Below are 17,651 nucleotides of genomic sequence, written 5' to 3'. Positions count from 1 at the left end.
TTCACTCGAACCGTCATGACGCTGAATTCGTTCCCCGCCTGGACTGCCCTTCAAACCCACTACGAACAGATCCGCGGCGCCCGGCTGCGCGACTGGTTCACACCGGAAAACGACCCCGCGCCCACCCGTGCCGAGCGCTTCACGTTCTCCGGCGGCGGCCTTGCGGCCGACCTCTCGAAGAACCGCATCACCGACGACACGCTGCGCCTGCTCGTGCAGCTCGCACGCGAGGCCGGCGTCGAAGCGCGCCGCGACGCGATGTTCGCGGGCGACATCGTCAATCCGACCGAAGGCCGCGCGGCGCTGCACACCGCGCTGCGCGCGACCGATCCGCACGCGCCGTTCCACGCGCAGGTCAGCGCCGAGCGCGCCAAGATGGCGACGTTCGCGCGCGCCGTGCGCAGCGGCGCGTGGACCGGCTACACCGGCAAGCGCATCCGTCACGTGATCAACATCGGCATCGGCGGTTCGGATCTCGGCCCGAAGATGGTCGTGCACGCGCTGCACCACGTCGCGACGCCCGAGATCTCGACGCACTTCGTGTCGAACGTCGACGGCGCCGATCTCGCGCGCGTGCTCGAGCAGGTCGATCCGGAGGAAACGCTCGCGATCATCGTGTCGAAGACCTTCACGACGCTCGAGACGATGACCAACGCGCACTCGCTGCGCGACTGGTTCGTCGCGAAGGGCTGCCCGGAAAGCGCGCTGTCGAAGCACTTCGTCGGCGTGTCGGCGAACCCGGCCGAAGTCGTCCGGTTCGGCATCGACGAAAACAACGTGTTCGAGATGTGGGACTGGGTCGGCGGCCGCTATTCGCTGTGGTCGGCGGTCGGGCTGTCGATCATGATCGCGGTCGGCCCTGAGCATTTCGACGAACTGCTCGCCGGCGCGAACGACATGGACCGCCATTTCCGCGACGCGCCGCTCGAGCGCAACCTGCCCGTGCTGCTCGGCCTGATCGGCATCTGGTATCGCAACTTCTTCGGCTCGCAGAGCTACCTGGTCGCGCCGTACTCCGAGGCGCTGCATTTCCTGCCGTCGTACCTGCAGCAGCTCGAGATGGAGAGCAACGGCAAGTCGGCGCGCCTGGACGGCCGCTTCGTCGACTACCCGACCTCCGCCGTGACCTGGGGCGAGCCCGGCACCAACGGCCAGCATGCGTTCTTCCAGATGCTGCACCAGGGGCCGACGATCGTGCCGATCGATTTCATCGCGGTGCTGACGCCCGAGCATCCGCTCGCGAGCCATCACCCGAAGCTGCTCGCGAACTGCTTCGCGCAGAGCGAGGCGCTGATGCTCGGCCGCACGCTCGACGAGGCGCGCAAGGTCGCCGGCCCCGGCAACGAGGCGCTGGCGCCGCACCTGACCTTCCCCGGCAACCGCCCGACGACGACGCTGCTCGTCGACGCGCTGACGCCCCGCTCGCTCGGCGCGCTGATCGCGCTGTACGAGCACAAGGTGCTGGTGCAGGCATCGGTGTGGCAGATCAATCCGTTCGACCAGTGGGGCGTGGAACTCGGCAAGATCCTCGGCAAGGTGGTCGAGGCGGACCTGAACGGCGATGCGCTCGATCCGGCGAAGCACGACTCGTCGACGACGGCGCTGATCACGCGCGCACGCGCGGCGCTCGAACGCTGACGGAAACGACGCCGGCCGCGCGACGCATGGGTGCGGCCGGTTCGTCAAAGTAACGATCAGGTGCCGCGGTGCATCGCGCGCGGCGTCACGATGCGGCCCGCATCGAGCATCACCGTCGTCGCGCAGCGGCGCGCGAGCTCGGGATCGTGCGTGACCAGCACGAGCGTCGAGCCGTGCGTGCGGTTGAGTTCGAACATCAGGTCGATGACCGCGTGGCCGGTCGCGGCATCGAGGCTGCCGGTCGGCTCGTCGGCGAACAGGATCGACGGATGGGTGACGAACGCGCGCGCGAGCGCGACGCGTTGCTGCTCGCCGCCGGAAAGCAGCTTCGGGTAATGCGTGGTGCGTTCGCCGAGCCCGACCTGCACGAGCAGCGCACGCGCGCGGTCGGCCGCGTCGCGCGCGCCGATGCCGCCCTGCAGTTCGAGCGGCAGCATCACGTTTTCGAGCGCGGTCAGGTGCGGCATCAACTGGAACGACTGGAACACGAACCCGACCGCGCCGTTGCGCAGCGCGGCGCGCGCGTCCTCGTCGAGCTGCTCGAGCGGCTGGCCAAGCAGGCGAACCGTGCCGCTCGTCGCGCTGTCCAACCCCGCAAGCAGGCCGAGCAGCGTCGATTTGCCGGACCCCGACGCGCCGACGATCGCAAGGCTGCTGCCGGCGCGCACGGCGAGCTCGATGCCGTCGAGGATCGTCAGCTCGCCGGTTGCGTCGGCGACACGCTTGCTCACGCCATGGACTTCGATGATCGGATCGCTAATCTTGAGCATGGACACGACTATTCGCAGAAAGAGACGCGCGGCGCTCGCCGCGCTGTTGAGCGGTGCGCTCGCCGCGACCGCCGCCGGCCTCGCTTGCGCCGCGACCTCGCCGGCCGCGTCGCCAGGCCAGCCCGTGATCGTCGTGCTGGGCGACAGCCTGTCCGCCGAATACGGCCTGCCGCGCGACACCGGATGGGTCGCGCTGCTGCGGCAGCGGCTTGCGACCGAGCGAATCGATTATAGCGTCGCGAACGCGAGCATCAGCGGCGACACCACGAGCGGCGGACGCGCGCGCCTGCCCGCGGTCCTCGAGCGGCTCAAGCCCGCGATCGTCGTCGTCGAGCTCGGCGCGAACGACGCGCTGCGCGGCGTGCCGCTCGCGACGACCGAGCGCAACCTGCGCGAGATCGTCGCCGATGCGCAGCGCGCCCGCGCGAAGGTCGTGCTGGTCGGCATGTACGTGCCGCCCAACTACGGGCCCGACTACACGCAGAAGTTCCACGGCATCTACACGAAGCTGTCGAAGGATCTGCGCGTGCCGCTCGTGCCGTTCCTGCTGGCCGGCCTCGAAAACAAGCCCGAGATGTTCCAGGCCGACCAGATCCATCCGACGCAGCAGGCGCAGGGCGCACTGCTCGACAACGTGTGGCCGTCGCTGAAGCCGCTGCTCAAGCCGCGCGGCTGAGCGCACGCCACGCGCGCGCCCCGTCTGCACCGGGCCAACAAAAAGCCCCGCTCGATGGCGGGGCTTTTTGCTGTCGACGAAGCGGCGATCAGTTTCCGCCGTCCTGCGTCGTGCTGGCCGTCGAACCGTACAGCTTCACCTTCGAACGGTCGCGCAGCGCGGCGAGATACGCTTCACCTTCGCTCTGCGCATCGACCTGCGCCATCTGCTGCTGCGCGGCCGCGAGCTGCTGCGGGTCGACCGCGGAGCCCGGGATCACCGCGTTCACGCGATAGATCGCATAGCCGTCCGCGCCGAGATCGACGCCGACGTAGGCCGGCAGCGTCTTCGCATCGACCTTGTAGACCGCGCTCAGCGCCGCCGGCGACAGGCCGTGCGACTGCGTGCGCGAAACCGTCTCGGCCGCCGCGAAGCCCGAGGTCGCCTTCGACTTCTGCAGCTCCGCGAGCTTCGCCGCGCCGTCCTTCTTCGCGAGCTCGGCCGCCTGCTCGGCGATCACCTTCTGGCGCACCGTATCCTTGATCGCGTCGAGCGCGGGCACGGCGGCCTGCTTGTAGTCGGTCACGCGCGCCGAGATCAGCGTGTTGTTGCCGATGTCGATCGCCTGCGTGTTGTTCTGGCTCTTCACCGCGTCGTTGGCGAACACGGCGGCCAGGAACTTCGCGTTGTTCAGCGGGCTGGTCGGCGGCAGCGCCGGGTTCGGCGTCGGCGTGACGGTGGCCGTCTGGATCGTCAGCTTGTACTTGTCGGCGGCCGGCTGCAGGCTCTTCGCCTTTTCGTAGACGGTCGACGTGAAGCCTTCCGCGTTGTCCGAGAACGCCTTCGACGCATACTGCTGCTTCAGGTCCACGGCAATCGCATCCTTCACTTCCGCGAACGGCTTGACCGCCGCCGGCTTCACTTCGGTCGCCTTCAGGATGTGGAAGCCGAGATCCGACTGCACGACCCCGCTCACGTCGCCCTGCTTCAGCGCGAACGCGGCATCGTCGAATGCCTTGCCGCCCGCGGTCGAGCCGCGCGTGATGAAGCCGAGGTCGCCGCCCTTCGCCGCCGACGGCGCGTCCTGCGAGCTCTTCTGCGCGATCTGCGCGAACTGGTCCGGATGCGCCTTCACGTCGGCGAGCAGCTGCTCGGCCTTCGCCTTCGCGGCCGCCTTGTCCGCGGCGCTCGCGTCGCTGGCCGCCGCGATGAAGATGTGGCTCACGCGCACCTGCGCTTCGGTGCGGAAGTGCGTCGGGTTGTCGTCGTAGTACTTCTTGATGTCCGCGTCGGTCGGCTGCGCGCTTGCCGCGGCAGCGGCCGGCGAATAGACGACATACTGGATCGTCGCGGTCTCGGGCGTCGCGAAGCTTTGCTTGTGCGCGTCGTAGTATGCGGCGAGCTGCGCATCGGTCGGCTGCACCTTCGACGCGTAGTCGCTCGTCTTCAGCACGAGCGCCTGCACTTCACGCTGCTGCGCGGCGAGTTCGGACAGGCGCTGCGCAAGGCTCTTCGGCGTGAACGCGCTCGACACGATGCTCGCCGGGATCTGCTGCAGCGACAGGCTGTAGCGCACGCGCTCCTGATACTGCTCGGGCGTCATGCCCTGGAACGACAGCAGCTGCGCATAACGCTCGACGTCGATCGAGCCGTCCGGCTTCTTCAGCGACGCGATCATCGGGTCGCTCAGCAGCGCTTCGCGCACTGCGTTGTCGGATGCGGTCAGGTGCAGGCGCTGCGTCTCGTCGGCGAGCACGCGCTGCTGGATCAGGCCGTCGAGCACTTCCTTGCGGTGCTCGGGCGTATCGAACGCCTTCAGGTCGAACTGCGCGCCGAGCGCCTGGCGCGCGCGGTCGACCTGCTGACGGAACGCGCCGTCGAATTCGACCCGCGTGATCTTGTGCCCGTTGATCGCCGCGACGTTCGCGTTATCGTCGAAGAAGCCGCGGAAACCTTGGATCCCGACGAAACCCAGCCCCGGCAAGACGATCAGGAGCAGGAGCGCCATCATCAGGCGCTGGTGATTACGGAAGAAATCGAGCATGCGTGACGGGGAAAATTGGACAAAACGTCCGATATTACAACAGCGGGCGGGAAAAAAGCGAAACTGACGCCGTGCTGATGCAGGCACAAACGACCGACAAACAAAAATGCCCGCACAAGGCGGGCATTTATTGTTTTGGCGGAGCGGACGGGACTCGAACCCGCGACCCCCGGCGTGACAGGCCGGTATTCTAACCGACTGAACTACCGCTCCTTGGTCTTGCAGAATCACGAAACTGGTGGGTGCTGAGAGGCTCGAACTCCCGACCTACGCCTTGTAAGGGCGCCGCTCTACCAACTGAGCTAAGCACCCGCTTCGGATTCAATCTGGCTGCAATCTGCGTTTCGGCATCAACAACCAGCGAGCCCGCTACTTTAACCCATCCATCAACACTTTGCCAGCCCAGAAACGCGAAATTTTTTGCAGCGCCGCGAACACATAAAAAAACCCGCGGACACGCCGCGGGTTTCGTGAACAACCGTCACATGAGGCTCAGTGCTTGACGACTTCCGTCGAGCCGGCATCCTTCGCCGTTTCCGCGACCGGGGCCGCGGCCTTCGCCTCTTCTTCCGGCGGCAGCGGCGTCGGCGCGCGTTCGAGCGCGAGCTCGAGCACCTTGTCGATCCAGCGGACCGGCACGATCTCGATCGCGTTCTTCACGTTGTCCGGAATCTCCGCGAGATCCTTCACGTTCTCTTCCGGAATCAGCACGAGCTTGATGCCGCCGCGATGCGCCGCGAGCAGCTTCTCCTTCAGGCCGCCGATCGGCAGGACTTCGCCGCGCAGCGTGATTTCGCCCGTCATCGCGACATCGGCGCGCACGGGAATGCCCGTCAGCACCGACACCAGCGCGGTCGTCATCGCACCGCCGGCAGACGGACCGTCCTTCGGCGTCGCGCCTTCCGGCACGTGGATGTGGATGTCCTGCTTCTCGAACGCTTCGTCCTTGATGCCCAGACGCCGCGAACGCGAACGCACGACCGAACGCGCGGCCTCGACCGATTCCTTCATCACGTCGCCGAGCGAACCCGTGCGGATCACGTTGCCCTTGCCCGGCATCACCGCGGCTTCGATCGTCAGCAGGTCGCCGCCGACTTCCGTCCACGCGAGGCCCGTCACCTGGCCAACCTGGTTTTCCTTCGCCGCGAGGCCGAAGTCGTACTTGCGCACGCCGAGGAACGTATCGAGATTCTCGCCATCGACCTTGATCGCGCCCGATGCCTTCTTCAGCAGCAGCATCTTCACGACCTTGCGGCAGATCTTCGACACTTCCCGCTCGAGCGAACGCACACCGGCTTCGCGCGTGTAGTAGCGGATGATGTCGCGGATCGCCTGCTCGGTGACCTCGATCTCGCCTTCCTTCAGGCCGTTGTTCTTCTTCTGCTTCGGCAGCAGGTAGCGCTGCGCGATGCTGACCTTCTCGTCTTCCGTGTAGCCCGACAGACGGATCACTTCCATCCGGTCGAGCAGCGGCGGCGGGATGTTCAGCGAGTTCGACGTCGCGACGAACATCACGTCCGACAGGTCGAAGTCGACCTCGATGTAGTGATCGGCGAACGTGTGGTTCTGTTCCGGATCGAGCACTTCGAGCAGCGCCGACGACGGATCGCCACGGAAATCCATGCCCATCTTGTCGACTTCGTCGAGCAGGAACAACGGATTGCGCACGCCGACCTTGGTCAGGCTCTGCAGGATCTTGCCCGGCATCGAACCGATATACGTGCGACGGTGGCCGCGGATCTCGGCTTCGTCACGCACGCCGCCGAGCGCCATGCGGACGAACTTGCGGTTCGTCGCGCGCGCGATCGACTGGCCGAGCGAGGTCTTGCCGACGCCCGGAGGCCCGACGAGGCACAGGATCGGCGCCTTGACCTTGTCGACGCGCTGCTGCACCGCGAGATACTCGAGGATCCGTTCCTTGACCTTCTCGAGGCCGAAGTGATCCTCGTCGAGCACCTGCTCGGCGTTCGACAGGTCGTTGTTGACCTTGCTCTTCTTGCGCCACGGCAGGCCGATCAGCGTGTCGATGTAGTTGCGCACGACGGTGGCTTCCGCCGACATCGGCGACATCAGCTTCAGCTTCTTCAGCTCGGCGTCGGCCTTCTTCTTCGCTTCCTTCGGCATGCGCGCGGCGTTGATGCGCTTCTCGAGTTCCTCGAGGTCCGCACCCTCTTCGCCTTCGCCCAGTTCCTTCTGGATCGCCTTGACCTGTTCGTTCAGGTAGTACTCGCGCTGGCTCTTCTCCATCTGGCGCTTCACGCGCCCGCGGATGCGCTTTTCGACCTGCAGGATGTCGATCTCGGCTTCGAGCTGCGCGAGCAGGTGCTCGAGTCGCTCGACGACCGGGAACATCTCGAGGATGTGCTGCTTCTGGTCGAGCTTCAGCGGCAGGTGCGCGGCGATGGTGTCCGCGAGCCGGCCCGCTTCGTCGATGCCCGACAGCGACGTGAGGATCTCCGGCGGGATCTTCTTGTTCAGCTTCACGTACTGGTCGAACTGCGACACGATCGCGCGGCGCAGCGCTTCCGTTTCCGCGCTGTCCGCGTGATCCGGTTCGAGCGGCAGGACTTCGCACGAGAATTGCGTTTCCTGCTCCTCGATCGACAGCGCCTTCGCGCGCTGCAGGCCTTCGACCAGCACCTTCACGGTGCCGTCCGGCAGCTTCAGCATCTGGAGGATGTTCGCGACGCAGCCGACCTCGTACATGTCCTTTTCGGTCGGCTCGTCCTTGGCCGCGGTTTTCTGGGCGACCAGCATGATGTGCTTGCCGCCTTCCATCGCTGCTTCGAGGGCCTTGATCGATTTCGGCCGGCCCACGAAGAGCGGAATCACCATGTGCGGGAAAACGACGACGTCCCGCAGCGGCAGCAGCGGGAGCGTGATGCGTTCCGGCGGGAGAAGTTGGGTGCCTGACATTTCATTTCCCCATGAGTGGAATCAATTGTTCGGTAATTGAGGCCGGCACTTCGGATTGCAAGGCCTTCAAGCGTGGGAAATATTCGGTAAGAAAGTAACCGCCGCGTGTCGAGTCAGATTACCCACAAGATAAACGAAAAAAAGCCGTCCACGCTTTGATGAACGGCTTTTTTCGTCAGTACATCGTCAAGCCGGTCAATTCGAACCCGCCACCTTCGGCGTGTCCTCGTAGATCAGCAGCGGCTTGCCGTCGCCGTCGATGACGTTCTCGTCGATGATGACTTTGCTGACCCCTTTCATCGTCGGCAATTCGTACATCACGTCGAGCAGCGCCTGTTCGATGATCGAACGCAGGCCGCGCGCGCCGGTCTTGCGGCGGATCGCCTTGCGGGCGACCGCCTGCAGCGCGGCCGGGCGGATTTCCAGCTCGACGCGCTCCATCGCGAACAGCTTGTGATACTGCTTGACGAGCGCGTTCTTCGGCTCGACGAGGATCTTCATCAGCGCAGCCTCGTCCAGCTTGCCGAGCGTCGCGACGACGGGCAGGCGGCCGATCAATTCGGGGATCAGACCGAATTTGATCAGATCCTCCGGCTCGACCTCACGCAGCACCTCGCCGGCATCGCGCTCCTGCTTGCTCTTGACCGTCGCGCCGAAGCCGATGCCCGTTTTCTCGGTACGGTCGGTGATCACCTTCTCCAGCCCGTCGAACGCACCGCCGCAGATGAACAGGATGTTGGTCGTGTCGACCTGGATGAAATCCTGGTTCGGATGCTTGCGGCCTCCCTGCGGCGGCACCGACGCCATCGTGCCCTCGACGAGCTTCAGCAGCGCCTGCTGGACGCCCTCGCCCGACACGTCGCGGGTGATCGACGGGTTGTCCGACTTGCGGCTGATCTTGTCGATTTCGTCGATGTAGACGATCCCGCGCTGGGCCTTCTCGACCTCGTAGTTGCAGTTCTGCAACAGCTTCTGGATGATGTTCTCGACGTCCTCGCCGACGTAGCCGGCTTCGGTCAGCGTCGTCGCATCGGCGATCACGAACGGCACGTTCAAGAGACGTGCCAGCGTCTGCGCGAGCAGCGTCTTGCCGGAGCCCGTCGGGCCGATCAGCAGGATGTTGCTCTTCGACAGCTCGACGTCGTCCTTCTTGTCGAGATGCTTGAGACGCTTGTAGTGGTTGTAGACCGCCACCGCGAGGATCTTCTTCGCGCGCTCCTGCCCGATCACGTACTGATCGAGGATGTCGCGAATTTCCTGCGGGCTCGGCAGATCCGACCGGGACAGGCTGGCCTCGACGCCCGCGGCTGCCGCCTCGTCGCGAATGATCTCGTTGCACAGGTCGATACATTCATCGCAGATGAAGACCGACGGGCCGGCAATGAGTTTTTTCACCTCATGCTGGCTCTTGCCGCAGAACGAGCAATACAACAGCTTCTCGCTGTTCGAACCTTTTTTGTCCGCCATGAATGTATGAGCCTCCGGACAGGTAAATGACATGATACGCCGATGCTCCGGGCGCCACGACCTAGGGCGCGACCGGAGTCGGCTGGATGCGCTTGCCGCAGATGCTCAGGGCGTATCGGGACGTGCCGGCCCTAATGGGGCGGCACCCCACTAAGTTCACGGACGCTTCAGCAGCACCTGATCGATCAGCCCGTACGCCTTCGCGTCCTCGCTCGACATGAAGTTATCACGGTCGGTATCGCGCGCGATGCGCTCGACGTCCTGGCCCGTGTGCTGCGCGAGCAGCTGGTTGAGCCGTTCCTTCAGGTAGAGGATTTCGCGTGCCTGGATCTCGATATCCGACGCCTGGCCGCGCGCGCCGCCGAGCGGCTGGTGAATCATCACGCGCGAGTTCGGCAGCGCGAAGCGCTTGCCCTTCGCGCCCGACGCGAGCAGGAACGCGCCCATGCTGGCCGCGAGCCCCATGCACAGCGTCGACACGTCCGGCTTGATGAACTGCATCGTGTCGTAGATCGCCATGCCGGCCGATACCGAGCCGCCCGGGCTGTTGATGTACAGGCTGATGTCCTTGTCCGGATTCTCGCTTTCGAGGAACAGCAGCTGCGCCACCACGAGGTTGGCGGTCTGGTCGTTGACTTCGCCGACCATGAACACGAGGCGCTCCTTCAGGAGACGCGAATAGATGTCGTACGAACGCTCGCCGCGGCCGCTCGTTTCGACGACGATCGGAACCAGCCCCAGCGCCTGGGCCTCGAAGCCCTGCGGCGCGTTCGAAGCAAGCATGTCAAGCAATTCAGCGCGAGTGATCATTCAATGAACCTTGTTCGAATTGAAAATGGAACGGAGGAAAGCCGCCCGCTCAATCGCCATATTAATGGCAACCGCGCGCCTGACGTAAAAACGGCGTGCGGGCCGTCGCTCCGACAGCCGGCACGCCGCTAGAGCGACACTTACGCTTGCGCCGATGCGCTCGCGAGTGCCTCGAAGCTCACTTCCTTGTCCGTCACCTTCGCCTTGCCCAGCACGAAATCGACGACGTTGCTTTCAACGACGAACGCTTCCATCTCGGCGAGGCGCTGCTGGTTCGAATAATACCAGCGGACCACTTCCTTCGGGTCTTCGTAGCTCTTCGCGAACTCGTCGACTTCCGCACGGATCTGCTCCGGCTTCGCTTCCAGGTTGTTCGCCTTCACCAGCTCGGCGAGCACGAGGCCCAGCTTCACGCGGCGCTCGGCCTGCTCGGCGAACATTTCCGCCGGGATCGGCGCATCCTTCGCGTTCGGCACGCCGCGCTGCGCGAGGTCCTGGCGCGCCATTTCGACGAGGCGTTGCTGGTCCTGCTCGATCAGCGCCTTCGGCACCTCGAGTTCGGAAATCTTCAGCAGCGCGTCCATCACCTGGTTCTTGACGATCGACTGCGTGCGGCGCTTTGCCTCACGCTCGAGGTTTTCCTTGATCTCGCCGCGCATCTTGGCCAGATCGCCGTCTTCGATGCCGAGCGACTTCGCGAAGTCGGCGTCGATTTCCGGCAGGTGCGGCCATTCGATCTTCTTCATCGTGACCGTGAACTGGGCCGTCTTGCCGGCCACGTCCTTGCCGTGGTAATCGTCCGGGAACTTCAGGTCGAACTGGCGCGATTCGCCGGCCTTCAGGCCCAGCGCAGCCGTTTCGAATTCCGGCAGCATGCGGCCTTCGCCGAGCACGAACGGGAAGTCTTCCGCGGTGCCGCCCTGGAATGCGACGTCGTCGATCTTGCCGACGAAGTCGACCGTCACGCGGTCGCCGTTCTTGGCTGCGGTGTCCGCGCCGCCGTCGCCGTGCTCGCCGGCTTCGCCGCGTGCGTGGAAGTGCACGCGCTGCTTGCGCAGGATGTCGAGCGTGCGGTCGATTTCCGCGTCGCCGATCGACGTGGTCGAGCGCTCGACTTCAGCCGTCGCCAGATCGCCGATCTTCACTTCCGGGTAGACCTCGAACGTCGCGTCGAACGCGTATGCGTCTTCCGCCTGCTCCTGCTTCGGCGCGAAGCTCGGCTGGCCGGCCACGCGCAGGTTTTCCGCGCGGCTGATCGTGAAGAATTCCTGGCCGATCTTGTCGCTCAGCACTTCCGCCTCGACCTGACCCGCATATTGCTGCGCGACCATCTTCAGCGGCACCTTGCCCGGGCGGAAACCCGGCATGCGCACGTTCTTCGCGAGTTTCTGGATACGGGCGTCGATTTCCTTCTGCACCGTGTCTTTCGGCAGGGAAATCGTCACACGGCGTTCAAGCTTGCCGAGGTTTTCAACAACGTTAGCCATGGCTTCAATCGTCCTAAAATTATTCGAGCGAATCGGGTTTTCCTTGCCGTGCCTGCCTGGCGGCGTGATCGCACGCCGCGCCGGGGCGCCACGCCATCCATGCAAGCGCCGGGTGGGCAAGCGCAAGCGGCTCGGAGCACGGCTTTGGCCGGAAGAATCGACTATTCTAGCAAACAATTTTCCCTGTACCTCCAGATCCGCGCGCCGCGTGCGCGCAGCCGCCGCGCGGCACCCGGCGATGCACGCGGATCGCCGTTATGCCGCGCGCCATATCCACGCCGGCCCGCCATCCTGTAAGCTCCGATAGAGATCCCGCCGTGTTTGCGCGGCGCCGTTTCGTCCGACCAAACCAAGCCTTACGGAGACACCATGCCGCATCACCCGTCCGCGCCTGTCGTCGTCATCGCGCCCGATTCGTTCAAAGGCTCGCTTTCCGCGGCGCAGGTCGCGGACGCGATCGCCTCGGGCATCCGCCGCGCGCGGCCCGACGCGGTGGTGCGCTGCTGCCCGATGGCCGACGGCGGCGAAGGCACGCTCGACGCGATGCTCTCCGGCGGCGGCACGCGGCGCACGATGCGGGTGGCCGGCGCGTCGCTCGCGGCGCGCGACGCCGCGCTCGGCGTGATCGACGGGCGCACCGCGATCGTCGAGACGGCCGAGATCGTCGGCATCACCGACCCGGCCGGGATGAGCGTGCCGGTCGACGCGCGCAGCACGCGCGGGATGGGCGACGCGATTCGCCAATTGCTCGATGACGGCGTGCGCCGGTTCTTCGTCGCGCTCGGCGGCAGCAGCACCAACGATGCGGGCGCGGGGCTCCTCGCGGGGCTCGGGCTGCGCTGCCTCGATGCGGCCGGCCAGCCGGTCGAGCCGGTGCCGGCGCGCCTTGCCGAGATCGTGCGAATCGACGCGTCCGGGCTCGACCCGCGCGTCGCGGAAGCGGAATTCATCGGCATGTCCGACGTCGACAACCCGCTGACGGGCGCGCATGGCGCCACCGCGGTGTTCGGCCCGCAAAAGGGCGTGACGCCCGAGCAGGTCGCGACCCTCGATGCGGCGCTCGGCCATTTCGCCGACCTGCTCGAAGCGGCGCTCGACCGCCGCGGCCGCAACCTGCCGGGCGCCGGCGCGGCCGGCGGCCTCGGCTTCGCGCTGCACATGCTCGGCGCGCGCTTCGAAGCCGGCGCGGAAGTCGTCGCGCGCCAGGTCGGGCTCGACGCGGCGCTCGCGGGCGCCGACTGGCTGATCACCGGCGAGGGCCGCTCGGACGTGCAGACGCTGCACGGCAAGGCGCCGTTCATCGCGTGCCGTCACGCGCAGGCCGCGGGCGTGCCGGCGTCGCTGCTGTCGGGCGCCGTCGACCCGGCCGCGCTGCCGCGCCTGTCCGAACATTTTTCCGGGTGCTTCTCGCCTGCGCCGGGCCCGATCACGCTCGACGTCGCGATCCGCGACGCCGCGAACCTGCTCGCGAACGAGGCGGAGCAGCTGACACGCCTGAAATACGGCACGCGCTGACCGTTGACCCGAGCGCGCGATACAGGAACAATCGGGCCCGCCCTTTTTCTTCAGGATTCGACATGAAAGGCCGTCAAGCCGGGCTCGATCAGTATCTGACCTATCGCCTCCACGTGCTCACGAAGCGCTCCGACCGCGGGATCGGCGAAGTGTACCGGGACAAGCTCGGCATCTCGCTGCCCGAGGCGCGCGTGATCGCAGCCGTCGGCGCGTTCGGCCCGTTCTCGATCATGGAGCTCGCGCGCCACACCAACCTCGACAAGAGCCAGGCGAGCCGCGCGGCCGAGGCCCTGCTGCAGCAGGGCCTGCTCGAACGCAGCGCGAGCGAGGAAGACGGCCGGATCGTGCTGATCGCGCTGACGCCGGACGGCCGCGCGCTGCATCGGAAAATCATGCCGATCGTGCGCAAATGGAACGACGGGCTGCTCGCGTGCCTGTCCGACAGCGAGCGCAACACGTTCGAGCGGCTGCTGGACAAGGTCGTCGCCCACACGCTCGAGCGCGACGAGTAACGCGCGCGACGCGCGATTCACGGCGCGCCGGCACGTCCGCCCGGGCATCATCCCGGCGCTCCGCCCCTATAGTCCGCTGTTCGCCGCGCGCTGGCGCAACAGGCCGAGCACCGCGTCGCAATACGGCGTCGGCACGCCGAGCTTGCGCCCCAGCTCCGGAAACACCCCCAGGATCGGCCCGACCTCGAGCGGCCGCCCCGCGTCGAAGTCCTGCAGCATCGACGTCCGGAACGCGCCGAGCTTGCGCGTCACCGCGATGCGCTCCGGTGCGCTCATGCCGGTGGACAGGCCGAGCTTCTCGCCGATCGCGGCCGCCTCCTCCATCATCCGCAGCGCCAGCGCGTGCGTGAACGGATCGTCGAGCAGCCGGTCGGCCGTCGAGCCCGTCAGCGCGCTCAGCGGATTCATGTTCATGTTGCCCCACAGCTTCGCCCAGATCTCGGTGCGGATCGCGGGCGTCACCTCGACGTCGAAGCCGCCGGCGGCCAGCGCCGCCGCGAACCGCGATGCGGCGCCTTCGAGCGCCGGCGCGGGCGCCCCGACGATCAGGCGATTGCCGCGCCCGCGGCGCACGACACCCGGCGCGTCGGTGCTCGCCGACAGGTGCACGACGCAGCCGATCGCCTGCGCCGGTGGCAGCGCCGCGGACACCGCGCCGCCCGGGTCGACCGCCTCGAGCGGCACGCCGTCGAGCGGCCCGGCACACCCGTGCGTGAACCACCACGGCAGGCCGTTCATCGCCGCGACGATCACCGTGCGCGGCCCGACGAGCGGCGCGAGGCGCGCGGCCACGCCCGGCAGCGCCTGCGCCTTCAGCGCGATCACCACGTAGTCCTGCACGCCGAGCGCCGCCGCGTCGTCGCTCGCGTCGAGCGCCACCGACGTCTGCGCGCCCGTTTCGTCCAGCACGCGCATGCCGTGCGCGTTCAGCGCGTCGAGTGTCGCACCGCGCGCGTAGGCGCTCACCTGCATGCCGGCCCGCGCGAGCGCGGCCGCGAGCAGTCCGCCGATCGCGCCGGCGCCGACGATTGCCGCGCGCACCGGCCCTGAATTCGTCTCGTTCATGGTGGGATTCCGTCTCCTCGAAGCTGACGAGCATAGCGCTCAATGGTTGCGCGCACAACCATCATGGCGCACGCCCATGCTCAGTCCCGCCCGCTGCCCGCGCCGAGCACGCTCGCGATCTGGCTCTTGTCGTGCATGCCGAGCTTGCGGTATGCGCAGCGCAGGTAGTGCCGCACGGTGGTCGGCGAGATCGCCATCTGCTGCGCGACCTCCTTGTGCGAGCGCGCAGCGCCGCCGCGCAGCGGCTGTGCGCCGGGCGGCTCGTGGTCGTTCACGAAGGCGGCTACTCGGAGGCATACGTGCCGTTTTGCGGGCTCGCGATCGTCGAGGAGCTGGCGGGGGTGCGCGCCGACCCGATGCTCGAGCTCGCGATCGCGCAGCAGCCCGGCGAACGGTTCCTCGCGTTCCAGCGCGGGCTGCTCGACGAGCTTGCGGCGTCGTTCGGCCTGTGACGCCTGCCGCGCGCGGCGATGCGTCGTGCGGCAAGCCTTGCGCGATCGGCGCGGATGCGGTCTCCTGTGCGTTTGCGCTCACCAGGCCAGGAACCCGCACTCTTCCGATGAAACCGTCCCCGCACGAGAAGCCGCGCCGCCGGCCGTCGACCCTGATGCTGAATATCGTCGCGATACTCGTCGGCCTCGTCACGTTCGCGATCGGCGCCGGTTGGGTGATCTACAGCTGGATCGTCGACCGCGAAGCGCAGTATTTCGCGATTCCGCTGGTGTTCTCGGTGCCCGTGATCGTCGCGGTCGCGATCCGGAGTTTCTGGGACTAGCGGCGCCGCAACGCCAGGCACCGCGCGCTTCACGCCATTCCCGCGCGACCACCTGCGTCGAACGCCAGCCGCGCAGGCGGCTCGCGCAGCACGCGACGGCGCCGGCAGTCGATCTCGGCGAGCGTCGGGCGCTGTCGCGGCACCGCCGCACGGCGGATCCCGAAGATCTCGGCGAGATTCGCGCGCGGCGCGTGCATCGGGATCAGCACGTCGGCGGGGCCGGTCAGCAACGGCGTCACGCCGGGGCCATGGCCGCTGACCGTGCTGTCGCCGTGCACGATGACGCCGATGGTCACGCGGCCCGAATGATAGAGCGGGCCGCGTCGCGTATCGGCATCGGTGATCGCCACCATGTCGCCGAAGCGCAGGCTGCCGAGCCGGTAGCGTTCGCGGGTCGGCCGGTCGGACAGCTGGATGTCGTAATCGCCGCGCCATGCGGTGTTCTTGCCGAGGCCCGAGCCCATCAGGCGCGACGGCACGAGATGGGTGACCGGCACGTGCAGGCGCCCGTCCCGCGCCAGGATGCCCCAGCGGCGCAGCAGGCGCGGCGCGCAGTTCAGCACCTCGACGCGCGGCCACGCCGGCAGCCGCAGCCCGAGGCCGTGCGACATGATCTGCACGCGATCGCCGATCCGCAGCCGCATCAGCACGTCGGTCGGGAAATCCACCAGCACATGATTGACGCCGCCGTGCTTGCCGGTGACCATCCCGACCTTGCCGCAGCATGGCCCGCTGACCACCCGCGCCACATTGCCGACGCACGCGGCGGTCATCAGCGCGTTGTTGGGGCCGTCGCGCGGGCCGGTCACTTCGCGGCCGTTGTTGTGCAGCGCGACGCCGGGCTCCACATGGTCGCCGGCGAGGCCGACGCACAGATCGCCGATCCGCTTGTTCAGTGCGATGCCGCCGGTGCCGGGCAGCACGCGCGCGACGCCGTCGTAGCCGATGCGATAGGCCGACGCCTGGCCGACCGGATGCGCGATCTGGCCGGCGACGGTGGTGGCGACCAGCTGGTCGGCGTTGATGCGTGGGCCCGTGCGGCCGTCACGCGGGATCGACAGGCTGCGGCTCATCGCGAATCTCCGATAGAGGGCGTCGGCTCGCCGCGCCGCCATCGCGGCGCAGCAGCGCGACACGTTGCCGCTTACAGGTAGTACCACCACGCGCGCACGTCGTCCCACGGGTTCGCGGCCGCGATCCGGTCCGGCGTACCCGGCCCTTCCTCCGCGCAAGGCGGAACGGGCATCCACGCCGCCTCGCGCATCGCCGGCACGACGTTCACATGCAGCGCGACCAGCGGCGGCAGCGCCTGCGCCAGGCTTGCCAGCCCCGCCGCCGCGAGCGCGTCGCGCAGCAACGTCCGCTCGGCGGCGAACAGCGACGCGGACCGCTCGTCCGGCAACGGATCGAGCAGCCGCGCAGGGTGGCCGATGCGCGCGAGCGCCTGCACCGGCCAAGGCTCCTGCTCCGCCATCGCGGCCGTCAGCACCAGCGCGCCGTCCAGCGCCGCCGACAACGCGAGCGTGTCGACGCTCGCCTCGCGGTGATCCCAGCGTGACGGCCAGATGCCATGCAGCGGCGCGTCGTCAGGCCGCAGGCGCATCAGCAGCGCCTCGGCCAACGTTTCGTAATCCATGACGATGCCCGGATCGGCTGCGCCGTCCAGCTGCGACTCGGCCAGGTTGTCGCCGATCCAGCGGAACGGCCACGCGCCCGCATCGGTGGCGTCGCGCAGTGCGATCCACGCGCGCAGCACGTCGGCCACCGGCCAGCGCGCGTCGTCGCGCTGCGACGCGGCGGCGAGGCCGGGCAGCAGCAGCTCGCTCGCATCGATCACCTGCCAGAAGCTGCGCGTGAGCCACGGCTCCAGCACCCGCGACAGCCGCAACGCGAACGGCAGGCCGACGCGCGAGCCGAGCACCAGCGCCGGGTCGAGCACGCAAGCGAGCTTGCGGCTTCGCACCGAGACCAGCATGTCGTCCGCGCGCATGGCCGTT

Annotated in this window: 14 protein-coding genes, 2 tRNA genes and 2 pseudogenes; 6 read left to right on the top strand and 12 right to left on the bottom strand. The window is 67.3% G+C overall.

The features are described from left to right. Positions 1-15: 15 nt before the first annotated feature. Positions 16-1,638: a glucose-6-phosphate isomerase gene (gene pgi / locus ABFO07_RS09175; protein WP_060017053.1), complete on the top strand. Its 1,623-nt coding sequence runs from the start codon at positions 16-18 to the stop codon at positions 1,636-1,638. 56 nt (positions 1,639-1,694) lie between these two features. Here the strand turns inward: pgi and ABFO07_RS09170 are convergent, their stop codons facing one another. Then, complete coding sequence (locus tag ABFO07_RS09170) at positions 1,695-2,408, bottom strand: ABC transporter ATP-binding protein (RefSeq protein WP_059921465.1); 714 nt, start codon at positions 2,406-2,408, stop codon at positions 1,695-1,697. Here ABFO07_RS09170 and ABFO07_RS09165 point away from each other — a divergent pair. Next, positions 2,407-3,084, top strand: a complete 678-nt coding sequence (locus tag ABFO07_RS09165; protein ID WP_059809494.1) for an arylesterase — start codon at positions 2,407-2,409, stop codon at positions 3,082-3,084. The two genes, ABFO07_RS09170 and ABFO07_RS09165, sit on opposite strands and share 2 nt — an antisense overlap. 88 nt (positions 3,085-3,172) lie before the next feature. Here ABFO07_RS09165 and ABFO07_RS09160 read toward each other — a convergent pair whose 3' ends face one another. The 7 genes from ABFO07_RS09160 to tig all read right to left on the bottom strand — a co-directional run bounded on the left by ABFO07_RS09160 (position 3,173) and on the right by tig (position 11,787). Then, entirely contained in the window at positions 3,173-5,074 is a 1,902-nt protein-coding gene (locus tag ABFO07_RS09160) for a peptidyl-prolyl cis-trans isomerase (protein ID WP_347466964.1), read from the bottom strand. 169 nt (positions 5,075-5,243) lie between these two features. Then, a tRNA-Asp gene (locus ABFO07_RS09155) sits at positions 5,244-5,320 on the bottom strand. A gap of 23 nt (positions 5,321-5,343) precedes the next feature. Continuing rightward, positions 5,344-5,419: transfer RNA gene (locus tag ABFO07_RS09150), tRNA-Val, on the bottom strand. 180 nt (positions 5,420-5,599) lie between these two features. Next, positions 5,600-8,023 (bottom strand): endopeptidase La, encoded by a 2,424-nt coding sequence (gene lon / locus ABFO07_RS09145; RefSeq protein ID WP_059567391.1) that lies wholly within the window; start codon positions 8,021-8,023, stop codon positions 5,600-5,602. A 195-nt stretch (positions 8,024-8,218) separates the two neighbouring features. Continuing rightward, positions 8,219-9,490: an ATP-dependent Clp protease ATP-binding subunit ClpX gene (gene clpX, locus ABFO07_RS09140; RefSeq protein WP_010092138.1), complete on the bottom strand. Its 1,272-nt coding sequence runs from the start codon at positions 9,488-9,490 to the stop codon at positions 8,219-8,221. 156 nt (positions 9,491-9,646) lie between these two features. Beyond that, positions 9,647-10,300, bottom strand: coding sequence for an ATP-dependent Clp endopeptidase proteolytic subunit ClpP (gene clpP / locus ABFO07_RS09135; RefSeq protein ID WP_010092137.1), 654 nt, complete (start codon positions 10,298-10,300; stop codon positions 9,647-9,649). A 140-nt stretch (positions 10,301-10,440) separates the two neighbouring features. Beyond that, positions 10,441-11,787, bottom strand: coding sequence for a trigger factor (gene tig, locus ABFO07_RS09130; RefSeq protein WP_059567393.1), 1,347 nt, complete (start codon positions 11,785-11,787; stop codon positions 10,441-10,443). 369 nt (positions 11,788-12,156) lie between these two features. Here tig and ABFO07_RS09125 point away from each other — a divergent pair, with 369 nt between their 5' ends. After that, positions 12,157-13,302 carry a glycerate kinase gene (locus ABFO07_RS09125; protein WP_347466960.1) on the top strand — a complete coding sequence of 382 codons (1,146 nt, stop codon included), beginning with the start codon at positions 12,157-12,159 and terminating at the stop codon, positions 13,300-13,302. Between the two features lie 62 nt (positions 13,303-13,364). Continuing rightward, on the top strand, positions 13,365-13,814 hold the full coding sequence (locus ABFO07_RS09120; protein ID WP_059885109.1) for a MarR family winged helix-turn-helix transcriptional regulator: 450 nt from the start codon (positions 13,365-13,367) through the stop codon (positions 13,812-13,814). A 66-nt stretch (positions 13,815-13,880) separates the two neighbouring features. Here the strand turns inward: ABFO07_RS09120 and ABFO07_RS09115 are convergent, their stop codons facing one another. Then, positions 13,881-14,879, bottom strand: a complete 999-nt coding sequence (locus ABFO07_RS09115) for a 2-dehydropantoate 2-reductase (protein WP_059809504.1) — start codon at positions 14,877-14,879, stop codon at positions 13,881-13,883. A gap of 80 nt (positions 14,880-14,959) precedes the next feature. Next, positions 14,960-15,112, bottom strand: a pseudogene (locus ABFO07_RS09110) (LuxR C-terminal-related transcriptional regulator); the annotation flags it as partial. On the opposite strand from ABFO07_RS09110, the pseudogene ABFO07_RS09105 reads away from it, so the two are divergent. Both ABFO07_RS09105 and ABFO07_RS09100 read left to right on the top strand, forming a co-directional pair. Next, positions 15,107-15,331 (top strand): annotated as a pseudogene (locus tag ABFO07_RS09105) (class II histone deacetylase); the annotation flags it as partial. The pseudogenes ABFO07_RS09110 and ABFO07_RS09105 overlap by 6 nt on opposite strands. A 107-nt stretch (positions 15,332-15,438) precedes the next feature. Then, the gene (locus tag ABFO07_RS09100; protein ID WP_017332029.1) at positions 15,439-15,654 is read left to right on the top strand and encodes a hypothetical protein; all 216 of its coding nucleotides are present in this window, start codon (positions 15,439-15,441) and stop codon (positions 15,652-15,654) included. Between the two features lie 29 nt (positions 15,655-15,683). Here ABFO07_RS09100 and ABFO07_RS09095 read toward each other — a convergent pair whose 3' ends face one another. Beyond that, positions 15,684-16,727, bottom strand: a complete 1,044-nt coding sequence (locus ABFO07_RS09095) for a DUF4438 domain-containing protein (RefSeq protein ID WP_060351975.1) — start codon at positions 16,725-16,727, stop codon at positions 15,684-15,686. Between the two features lie 71 nt (positions 16,728-16,798). After that, the gene (locus ABFO07_RS09090) at positions 16,799-17,644 is read right to left on the bottom strand and encodes a hypothetical protein (RefSeq protein ID WP_347466957.1); all 846 of its coding nucleotides are present in this window, start codon (positions 17,642-17,644) and stop codon (positions 16,799-16,801) included. Positions 17,645-17,651 lie beyond the last annotated feature (7 nt).

This window comes from Burkholderia stagnalis, assembly GCF_039848545.1.
Classification (GTDB): domain Bacteria; phylum Pseudomonadota; class Gammaproteobacteria; order Burkholderiales; family Burkholderiaceae; genus Burkholderia; species Burkholderia stagnalis.
This window is presented reverse-complemented; position numbering and strand designations above follow the sequence as displayed.

Coding starts and splice junctions, on each gene's coding strand:
- tig (WP_059567393.1), bottom strand. CDS start 11,787: ATGGCTAACGTTGTTGAAAACCTCGGCAAGCTTGAACGCCGTGTGACG.
- ABFO07_RS09165 (WP_059809494.1), top strand. CDS start 2,407: ATGGACACGACTATTCGCAGAAAGAGACGCGCGGCGCTCGCCGCGCTG.
- ABFO07_RS09120 (WP_059885109.1), top strand. CDS start 13,365: ATGAAAGGCCGTCAAGCCGGGCTCGATCAGTATCTGACCTATCGCCTC.
- clpP (WP_010092137.1), bottom strand. CDS start 10,300: ATGATCACTCGCGCTGAATTGCTTGACATGCTTGCTTCGAACGCGCCG.
- lon (WP_059567391.1), bottom strand. CDS start 8,023: ATGTCAGGCACCCAACTTCTCCCGCCGGAACGCATCACGCTCCCGCTG.
- ABFO07_RS09170 (WP_059921465.1), bottom strand. CDS start 2,408: ATGCTCAAGATTAGCGATCCGATCATCGAAGTCCATGGCGTGAGCAAG.
- ABFO07_RS09090 (WP_347466957.1), bottom strand. CDS start 17,644: ATGCGCGCGGACGACATGCTGGTCTCGGTGCGAAGCCGCAAGCTCGCT.
- ABFO07_RS09100 (WP_017332029.1), top strand. CDS start 15,439: ATGAAACCGTCCCCGCACGAGAAGCCGCGCCGCCGGCCGTCGACCCTG.
- clpX (WP_010092138.1), bottom strand. CDS start 9,490: ATGGCGGACAAAAAAGGTTCGAACAGCGAGAAGCTGTTGTATTGCTCG.
- pgi (WP_060017053.1), top strand. CDS start 16: ATGACGCTGAATTCGTTCCCCGCCTGGACTGCCCTTCAAACCCACTAC.
- ABFO07_RS09125 (WP_347466960.1), top strand. CDS start 12,157: ATGCCGCATCACCCGTCCGCGCCTGTCGTCGTCATCGCGCCCGATTCG.
- ABFO07_RS09095 (WP_060351975.1), bottom strand. CDS start 16,727: ATGAGCCGCAGCCTGTCGATCCCGCGTGACGGCCGCACGGGCCCACGC.
- ABFO07_RS09160 (WP_347466964.1), bottom strand. CDS start 5,074: ATGATGGCGCTCCTGCTCCTGATCGTCTTGCCGGGGCTGGGTTTCGTC.
- ABFO07_RS09115 (WP_059809504.1), bottom strand. CDS start 14,879: ATGAACGAGACGAATTCAGGGCCGGTGCGCGCGGCAATCGTCGGCGCC.